An 8,564-nucleotide genomic window follows, 5' to 3' on the forward strand; every position below is an offset into this window, starting at 1 on the left:
GTTAGTCGCCTCGCAGGGCTTGCATGGGATCAACTTTTGCGGCATGTCGGGCAGGAATCCAGCTTGATGCAAGCGCGATCGCCGCAATGGCAGTGGATACTCCGCCGAAGATGACGGGATCGTGCGGACTGACGCCGCGCAGAAGGTTGGCAACGAGCTGGGCGAGGCCAAAAGCCAGGAGCAGACCGCAGCCGAGCCCGATTGCCGTGAGCCACGAAGCCCGGCGCAAAATCATGGCCAGCACACGTTCCCTGGGTGCGCCCATCGCAAGGCGAACGCCGATCTCCCGCGTTTGCTCGCCGACAAGGTTCGCCATGACGCCGAAGATGCCGATGGCCGCGAGGAAAAGAGCGATGAGCGCATCGATTCCCAGCATCACAGAAGCGTCGATCAGCCCGGTTAACGCTTCATGCAGAGATTGTTGGTAAGTCATTACCGCATCGAGCGGCAACGTGGAATCGATCGAAGCTAGGGCCTTCCGTGCGGGGAGAGCGAGGGCGAGGGGATCACCGTCCGTGACGACCGCATACGTCACGCCGGGCGGAGGTATCTGCGTCGCGCTCATGTAGACGACGGATTGGATCGACTGGTCCCATGTGGAGTAGCTGGTGTCTTCCGCGATGCCGACAATGGTGAGCCACGATTCCTTCTTGTCGTTTAAATTGCCCATGCGCACGCGATGGCCGAGCGGGTTTTCCCCACCGAAATATTGCGCCGCGAACCTTCTGCTTACCACGGCGACTGGCTGGGAGTTCAGGTTGTCGCCTCGGTTCAGCGCGCGACCTGCGATCACGGGAAGATGGAAAGCAGAGAAGTATCCGTCGCTGACCGGAATGCGAAGCGCGCTTTGAAATTTTCCGGGTACGGCAGGACGGTTTTCAATCACCATGTCCTGCATCCACCCGTTATCGCTGTAGGGCAGCGCGGCGGCTACATCGGCATGCGTGACGCCGGGAAGAGCGCGCAGCCGTTCAAGGCTGTCGGAATACCAGGCAGCAAGTTTCTGCGGTTTGTTGTAACGGGTCGCTGGCGGTGTCACGTTGAACGTGAGCACCTTTTCGGGTTTGTACACGTCTCCCAGGTGCAGCAGGTGCAACATGCCTTTCGACATCAGGGCCGCGCCGATCACGAGGGCGACGGCGAGAGCGATTTGCGAGACGGCGAAGACATTCCTAAGACGGCGATGACGCCCTGATCCTGTGGCGCCGCGGGACCCAGCCTTCAGCTGATCCATGAGATTCATGCGCATGGCCTCGATGGCGGGCGCAATGCCTGAGATCACTCCGGCGCCCAATGCGATGAGCAGAGAGAAGGCCATGACCCGGCCGTTCAACGAAGTGTTGGACCATCCCGCCATGTAGCGCGCGATGCGCGCAGGCATGTTGATGATGAGGAAATGGAGGTAGATGCCGCCCAGAAGCAGGCCACCGCCGGCACCCACCATTCCCAGCAGGACATTTTCGGTGAGCAACTGGCGCATGATCCTCAAGCGGCTGGCGCCGAGGGCGGAGCGCATGGCGATTTCAGAACGGCGCGCAATGCCGCGGGCGAATTGGAGGTTGGCTATGTTGGCGCAGACTACCAGCAGGACAAAGAGAGTAGCGCCCATCAGCATCCGGTAATAGAGCGGAGTGGACTCGCCATTGATGCCGTCGAGCAGCGGCTCAACCTTCACTGACCAGCCAAGGTTGGTTGCCGGATAGTCCTTTGCCAGCCGCTCGGCATCAATGCGCATCTCGGCCTGGGCCTGTTTGACCGTGACTCCGCCGCGCAGGCGGCCGATCACGAGGTAGTCATGGGTGCTGCGGTCAGCAACCTGCTGCGGAGTCGGCGCCAGCGGCAGAAAAAGGTCGGCCATCGACGGATACTGCATGCTCTTGGGCATGACGCCGACGATGGTAAATACGCGCTGGTCAAGCTCGATCTGGCGGCCCAGGATCGATGGATCGCCGGCAAAGCGCCGCTGCCAGAAACCGTAGTTCAGAACAGCCACGGCATCGCGACCCGGCTGGCACTCACTATCGGCGAAGACGCGGCCCAGCAGCGGCTGCGCGCGGAGAACGCTGAAGAAATTCGCCGACGTCAGCGCCGCCTGAACATGCGCTGCATCGCCAGCGCCGGTCAGGCTCATATCCGCGTAGGTGCGCACGGCCAGTTGCTCAAACGAACCGTTTTGCCGGTTCCAATCGTAGTAATTCGCCAAGGCAACCGAATGATAGTTTCCAGCGCCCTGCTCTTCGGCAAGCGTCACCACCCGATTCAAATCGGGCACGGAAATCGGATGCAGCACGACGGCGTCCATGCTGCTGAAGATTGCCGTATTTGCCCCGATACCAATGGCGAGCGTCAACACCGCGGTAATAGCAAACCCTGGAGACTTCACTAATTGACGTCCGGCATAGCGCACGTCAGACCAAACGGATGCCAGGCTCAGGACGGCGTCGGCAGAGGCTACGCGTTCGCGCGTGGAAGTAGGGTTGCCGAAACGAAGCAGGGCGTCGCGGCGCGCTTCTTCGGGCGACATGCCTGCGGCGAGGTTTGACTCAATGCGCAGGTCGATATGCGATTGGAGTTCGTCGAGGATGTCGCGGTCTACGCGGGAGCTGCGAAAAAGATTGAAGATGCGGTGAAAAACAGCCATGGCAGAACCTCCGAGAAAGACGAACCTCAGGCGTAGCGCAGCACCGCGCGTACGCCTTTGACCAGCTGATCGAAGCTTTCTTCGGTCTGCTGCAGCTGGCGGCGTCCGGTGGCAGTGAGCTTGTAATACTTGGCGCGTCGGTTAGTCTCGGTCAATGCCCACTCCGCGGCGATCCAGCCGCTCTGCTCCATGCGATGCAGAGCCGGATAGAGCGAACCCTCTTCCACGCGCAGCATGTCATTGGAAGCGCTCTGGATGTGGAGCACGATGCCGTAGCCGTGCAGTGCGCCGTTCTGATCCAGCGTCTTGAGGACAAGTAAGTCGAGTGTCCCCTGAAGATCGTTCTTCGCCATGTTTCACCCCTAGCAATCTTGGTATGGAGAAGTCTAGGCATAGAGGGCTAGGCGTGTCAAGAAGGCAGGGAATAGGGATTAGGGATCAGGGAATAAAAAGCCCCGTGTCGGCTGGGGATGATAGAACGTTGGGATGCGGAGTTTGATCACGGTGTGGGGATGCCGATCGAGCTGGAGCCCCTTCTTCAAGAAGAGGTTTGCCGTTATTGCGTTCCTAGCCCTTGTAGCTTTTCCGGCAACGTCACTCGCGCAGAATGCGGCCCAGGCCTGGCTCAAGTACCGCGCGGTCGGCAAGCCGCTCACGGTCCCGACGCGTGTAGACACTCTGCGGCAGACTCTCCTCGAACAAACCGCGGCGATCGAGCTTCGTCGCGGACTTCTCTCGCTCTCTGGAGGCGCTCCGCTCGAAATGGGTCCCAACAAGATCCTTCTCGGCACTGCGCAGGAGATGCGCGCGGTCCATCCAAAAAGCGCTGTGCCATCCCTCGAGCCCGATGAGTTCCTCATCTCCGCGCGGCATGGCGACCTGACACGCGAAATCGACATTATTGGCGGCAGCGACCGCGGCGTTCTCTACGGGGTCTTCGCATTCCTGCGGAATCTCGCGCAGGGCGCTGACATGAGCAATGCCAACTTGCGCGAGCGCCCCGCCATGCCCATTCGCTGGGTCGACGAGTGGGACAATCTCGACGGCTCCGTCGAGCGCGGCTACGCCGGGCGCAGCATCTTCTTCGACCATGGGCACGTCCGCGAAGACCTCGCTCCCGTCGCCGAATACGCGCGCCTGCTGGCATCGGTCGGCGTCAACGGCTGCAATCTGAACAACGTGAACAACGGGGCGGATTTTCTGACGCCGGAGATGCTGCAGGGAGTTGCCCGCATTGCCGAAGCCATGCGGCCATACGGGGTGCGCGTCGGCCTCTCCGCCGATATTGCGAGCCCGCAGAAAATTGGCGGACTGAATACTTTCGATCCACTCGACCCGGCTGTCAAAAAGTGGTGGGCCAAGAAGGTCAACGAAATCTACGATCTTATTCCCGACTTCGCGGGGTTCACGGTGAAGGCTGACAGCGAAGGCCAACCCGGGCCCGCCAGTTTTGGCCGCACGCCGGCCGACGCCGCAAACACCCTCGCCGCGGCCCTTGTGATGCACAACGGCGTAGTGCTCTATCGCGCCTTCGTCTACAACCATCACCTCGATTGGCAGGATCCGAAAGCCGACCGCGCCCGCGCCGCCTACGACATCTTTCATCCCCTCGACGGCAAGTTCGCGCCCAACGTCATTATCCAGACCAAGGAAGGCCCCATCGACTTCCAGGCGCGCGAGCCGGTCTCGCCCCTCTTCGGCGGACTTCCGCAGACGAGCCAGGCGATGGAACTCCAGATCACGCAGGAGTACATGGGACAGCAACGTCACCTCGTTTATCTCGCACCCATGTGGAAAGAGGTCCTCGACTTCGACATGCGCGTCGACGGCGCTTCCACACCGGTAAAGCAGGTTATTGCCGGACAGGCTTTTCATCGGCCGCTGGGTGGAATGGTGGGCGTGGCCTGTGTAGGCCAGCAGGCGTGGCTTGGGTCGCCGCTGGCTCTTGCCAACCTGTATGCATTCGGGCGGCTCGCGTGGGATCCTAATCTCACGCCGGAACAGATCGTCGCCGAATGGACACGTCAGACGATCTCCAATGATCCGTCGGTTGTGCGCACTGTCGCCACAATGTTGATGCAAAGCTGGCTCGCGTATGAAAGCTACACTGGGCCTCTCGGTTTGCAGACGCTGACCGACATCACCGGCAGCCATTACGGACCGAACATTGAGTCGAGCGAGCGCAACGGCTGGGGGCAGTGGCACAAGGCAGATCACGAAGGCGTTGGCTTCGATCGCACGGTCGCGACGGGAACAGGCTACGTCGGCCAGTACCAGCCCGAGGTTGCGAAGATCTACGAGAACGAGGCCACGACGCCTGACGATCTGCTCCTCTTCTTTCACCATGTGCCCTATACCTACAAGCTGCACGATGGAAAAACGGTGATCCAGTATCTTTACGACTCGCACTACCAGGGGGCGGCGCAGGCGGCAAGGTTTGTCCCTGAATGGGAGTCGCTCAAGGGTCGCATCGATCCAGAGCTCCACGCGAGCGTGCTGCCTCGGCTCATCTACCAGGCCGGTCACGCCGTGGCATGGCGCGATGCGGTGACGCAATACTTTCTCAAGCTTAGCGGAATTCCTGACGAAACCGGCCGCGCGGGCCACTATCCAAATCGTCTTGAAGCTGAAAATGCTCGCCTTGCCGGGTACAAAGTCATCGACGTCAATCCGTGGGAAGACGCCAGCCGCGGGAAGGCTGTCTCGTGCGAGCTGGCCACTTGCTCTGCCGAATGGACGTATAACGGCGCCGCCGGCCGCTTCAACATTGCCGTCCAATATTTCGATTTGCAGGATGGAGTTGCGAAATTCGCGCTCAGCGTCAACGGCCAGCAGCCAGTGCCGGATGCCTCGTGGTCGGCCGATGCAATGCTGCCGACGCCGCACCTGCACGGAGACAACTCTACGCGGCACATCGTCTACGACGTCGCACTCAAGCCGCGCGACACAATCCGGATTGCCGGCACGCCGAACGGTCATGACCCCGCAGCATTCGACTACGTTGAAACTTACCCGGCAACACCTGCGCCCTAGATTTCATTGACATCCCGTCTTCCCGGGATGTATTCCGAACTCATGGTTCGTCTCAGCGTGATGTATCCCACTACAGCCGGATCGACCTTTGACTGGAACTACTACCTCGGACCGCACCTCGTTGTCGCGCGCCAGTTGCTTTCGCCGCGCGGGCTCGTCCGGATCGAAGTCGATCGCGGCATCGGCGCCTTTCCGCCCGGCACGCCCTCGCATTATCACGCCATCGGCCATCTCTACTTCGAGACCATGCTGGAGCTTGACGTCGCTCTGGCCGCGACGGCGCCGGAACTGATTGCGGACCAGCGGAAATATTACAGCGGAGAGAGTGTCGTGCAGGTGAGTGAAGTTGTTCCCGTCTAAGCACCCGCAAACTTTGACCCGACAATTCAGCGTGGATACAGACGAACACAGACGCTCCCGCTTGAACGGCGCTATGATTTCCACGTGCAGAATCTTCGAAGAGTCCTTCGTATCAATCTTCCCATCATCTCCGTGATTCTGATCGGCATCGCATTCTCCGCCGCCCAAGACCCTCCCGACCAGCACAATCCCACCCTCCTCCTGCGCGAACTTACCGCCGACTTTAATCGCCTCGCACCGCAAACTATTCGCCCGGCCGACGGATACATCCAGCATCCGTACCTCATCCCCGCCGGCTACTACAACCAGATGTGGGACTGGGACGGCTTCTTCATCGGCCTGCACTGGGCCAACCAGGACCCAGCGAACGCGAAGTATCTCCGCGACTGGGTTCTCGGATTCGCAGGCTCCGCGGACGCCGACGGCTATGTCGCCGGATGCATTACGCCGAAAGGCCCGCGCCCGCTGTTCGGAAAGTTTGCGATGAAGCCCTTCCTCGCGCAGGGTGCGTTGATCGCTGCGCAAGATCTCAACGACTACGAATGGCTCCGCCCCGTATGGCCTGCGATGAAGCGCGTTCTCGACTATCGCCGCCGCACGCAGTACGACGAGAAGTGGAAGCTCTGGTACTGGGATAACGCCATGCAGTCCGGCGCCGACAACAATGCCGCACTTACAAACGGTGAGAAGGATCGCAGCGCCATCCTTGCCGTCGATGCCTCGATCTATGCGATGCGCGAATATGCAGCGATGGCCGTACTCGCCGATCAACTCGGGGACCTGGCTGATGCGAAGGCTTATCGCGCTGAAGTTCTCTCGACGCGTCACGCCATGCTGCGGCAGCTATGGTCGGCGCGCGATGGTATGTTCTGGAATCGCCGCCGCGACACGGGCGCGATTGTCCGCGTGGTCGCGTGGTCCAACTTTCTGCCGCTGATGGATGGCCTGTTGCCGTGCGATGAGGGCCGCCGCATGATCTCTGCCTACCTGCTGAACCCGGCGCAGATGCGTTCGGAGCACGGATTCCGCAGCTTGTCGCGGTTTGACGCCGCCTACAACAACGAGGCGATCATCAATCCCTACTCCAACTGGCGCGGCCCCATCTGGATCAATGCCAATTTTCTCGACTGGATCGCGCTGCGACGGTACGGATTCAACGGCGAGGCCCACTGGCTGGCCTTGACGCTTGCCACCGATCTCCATCGCGACATTCAAAAGTGGGGATCGATGCATGAGGACTACGATGCTGAGACCGGCGATGGACTGGCGCCCACCGTTGCGCAGTCCCCCGGCGGAAAATTCGCGGGCTTCGTTGGCTGGAATCTGCTGGCCGAAGACATGCTGCAGTGCGAAGTCACGCAGCAGCATTGCATGACGCTGGTAATCGACGACGTGAAATAGAATTGCAGCCCAACGGTTGCGTATTTTCTCGGAATTGGCGATCAGGGATTGCGGCCCCGGTTGAACCGATTATTCTGAAAGGAACCATCTTCTCTCTTTTCCCCGGAGACCCATGCCCTATACACCCGCATTTACGCGCCGCAGCTTTCTCGGCGCTGCCACCGCAGCGGTCGCAGCCACCGTCCTCCCATCGCGGGCGGCGCAGGCCATCGCCGGCAAAGAAGCACCTCCCGCTATTGCCGCGTTGCCTGACCTCTCCAGCCAGGCGCGGCCATTCACGAACGTGGAACGTCAGGCACGCATTGAGCGCGCCCGTCGGCTAATGACCTCCGCGAAAATCGACGCCATCGTTCTCGCCAACTCCACAAGCTCTTCGGTTTACTTTGCCGACCTGCGGCTCCATGGCGGCGAACGGTTGTGGGCGCTCGTGATTCCGGCGCGCGGCAGGGCGTTACTGGTCTGTCCGGCATTCGAGGAGGGGCGTGCGCATGATCTGCTTTCGGCCGGGCCGCTCGCCGGCAACGTCGACGTGCTGATCTGGCAGGAAGATGAAAGCCCTTATGTGCTGTTGGGCAAAGGGCTCGCGGATCGCGGTCTTAGCAGCGGGACTGTCGGCCTGGACGAGCACATGGCCTTTGTCTTTTCAGACGGCATCCGCACAGCCAGCCCGCACCTGAATCTCGTTTCAGCCACGCCCATCACTGCCGGCTGCCGCATGATCAAAGAAGCGCACGAGATCGACTGCATGCGCCTTGCGTGCCATGTCACGCTGCTTGTGTATCGCGCGGTGGCGCAGTCGCTCACGCCCGGCATGACCACGCCGGAGGTACATGCGCTTGTCGCCGCCGCGTACCATCGTGTCGGCTTTGAAGGCGAAGCCAGTCTCAACGTCGATGAATTTACGGCGCTGCCGCACGGCTCGGCCAAACCGCAGACGCTTCGCGAAGGCTCCATTCTCATGCTCGACGATGGCTGCGCTGTCGAGGGCTACACGTCGGACATCACGCGCACTTTCGTCCTGGGCAAACCGACCGACAAGATGAAAGCCGTCTTCGACATTGTGCAGCGAGCGCAATCCGCGGCGCTGGCTGCCGCGCGTCCGGGCGTGCCGGCCGCCGATGTCGATGCC

Annotated in this window: 6 protein-coding genes; 4 read left to right on the plus strand and 2 right to left on the minus strand. The window is 61.0% G+C overall.

Annotated features, from left to right (window positions below; all coding sequences use genetic code 11):
• Position 1: 1 nt before the first annotated feature.
• Positions 2 to 2,641 (minus strand): ADOP family duplicated permease, encoded by a 2,640-nt coding sequence (locus tag WCA10_RS17120; RefSeq protein WP_472823726.1) that lies wholly within the window; start codon positions 2,639 to 2,641, stop codon positions 2 to 4.
• A 26-nt stretch (positions 2,642 to 2,667) separates the two neighbouring features.
• Positions 2,668 to 2,994: a PadR family transcriptional regulator gene (locus WCA10_RS17125; protein WP_472823727.1), complete on the minus strand. Its 327-nt coding sequence runs from the start codon at positions 2,992 to 2,994 to the stop codon at positions 2,668 to 2,670.
• A gap of 133 nt (positions 2,995 to 3,127) precedes the next feature.
• Here WCA10_RS17125 and WCA10_RS17130 point away from each other — a divergent pair, with 133 nt between their 5' ends.
• The 4 genes from WCA10_RS17130 to WCA10_RS17145 all read left to right on the plus strand — a co-directional run.
• On the plus strand, positions 3,128 to 5,674 hold the full coding sequence (locus WCA10_RS17130; protein WP_472823728.1) for an alpha-glucuronidase family glycosyl hydrolase: 2,547 nt from the start codon (positions 3,128 to 3,130) through the stop codon (positions 5,672 to 5,674).
• 42 nt (positions 5,675 to 5,716) lie between these two features.
• Entirely contained in the window at positions 5,717 to 6,034 is a 318-nt protein-coding gene (locus WCA10_RS17135; protein WP_472823729.1) for an EthD family reductase, read from the plus strand.
• An 84-nt stretch (positions 6,035 to 6,118) separates the two neighbouring features.
• A complete protein-coding gene (locus WCA10_RS17140; RefSeq protein ID WP_472823730.1) occupies positions 6,119 to 7,435 on the plus strand; it encodes an MGH1-like glycoside hydrolase domain-containing protein in 1,317 nt (438 codons plus the stop codon).
• A 112-nt stretch (positions 7,436 to 7,547) separates the two neighbouring features.
• Positions 7,548 to 8,564, plus strand: a 1,017-nt coding sequence (locus WCA10_RS17145) for a M24 family metallopeptidase (RefSeq protein ID WP_472823731.1), incomplete at its 3' end; no start/stop codon positions are given.

It is taken from the genome of Occallatibacter sp. (assembly GCF_049582745.1).
In the GTDB taxonomy this organism is placed as follows: domain Bacteria; phylum Acidobacteriota; class Terriglobia; order Terriglobales; family Acidobacteriaceae; genus Telmatobacter.

Coding starts and splice junctions, on each gene's coding strand:
- WCA10_RS17120 (WP_472823726.1), bottom strand. CDS start 2,641: ATGGCTGTTTTTCACCGCATCTTCAATCTTTTTCGCAGCTCCCGCGTA.
- WCA10_RS17135 (WP_472823729.1), top strand. CDS start 5,717: ATGGTTCGTCTCAGCGTGATGTATCCCACTACAGCCGGATCGACCTTT.
- WCA10_RS17130 (WP_472823728.1), top strand. CDS start 3,128: ATGCGGAGTTTGATCACGGTGTGGGGATGCCGATCGAGCTGGAGCCCC.
- WCA10_RS17125 (WP_472823727.1), bottom strand. CDS start 2,994: ATGGCGAAGAACGATCTTCAGGGGACACTCGACTTACTTGTCCTCAAG.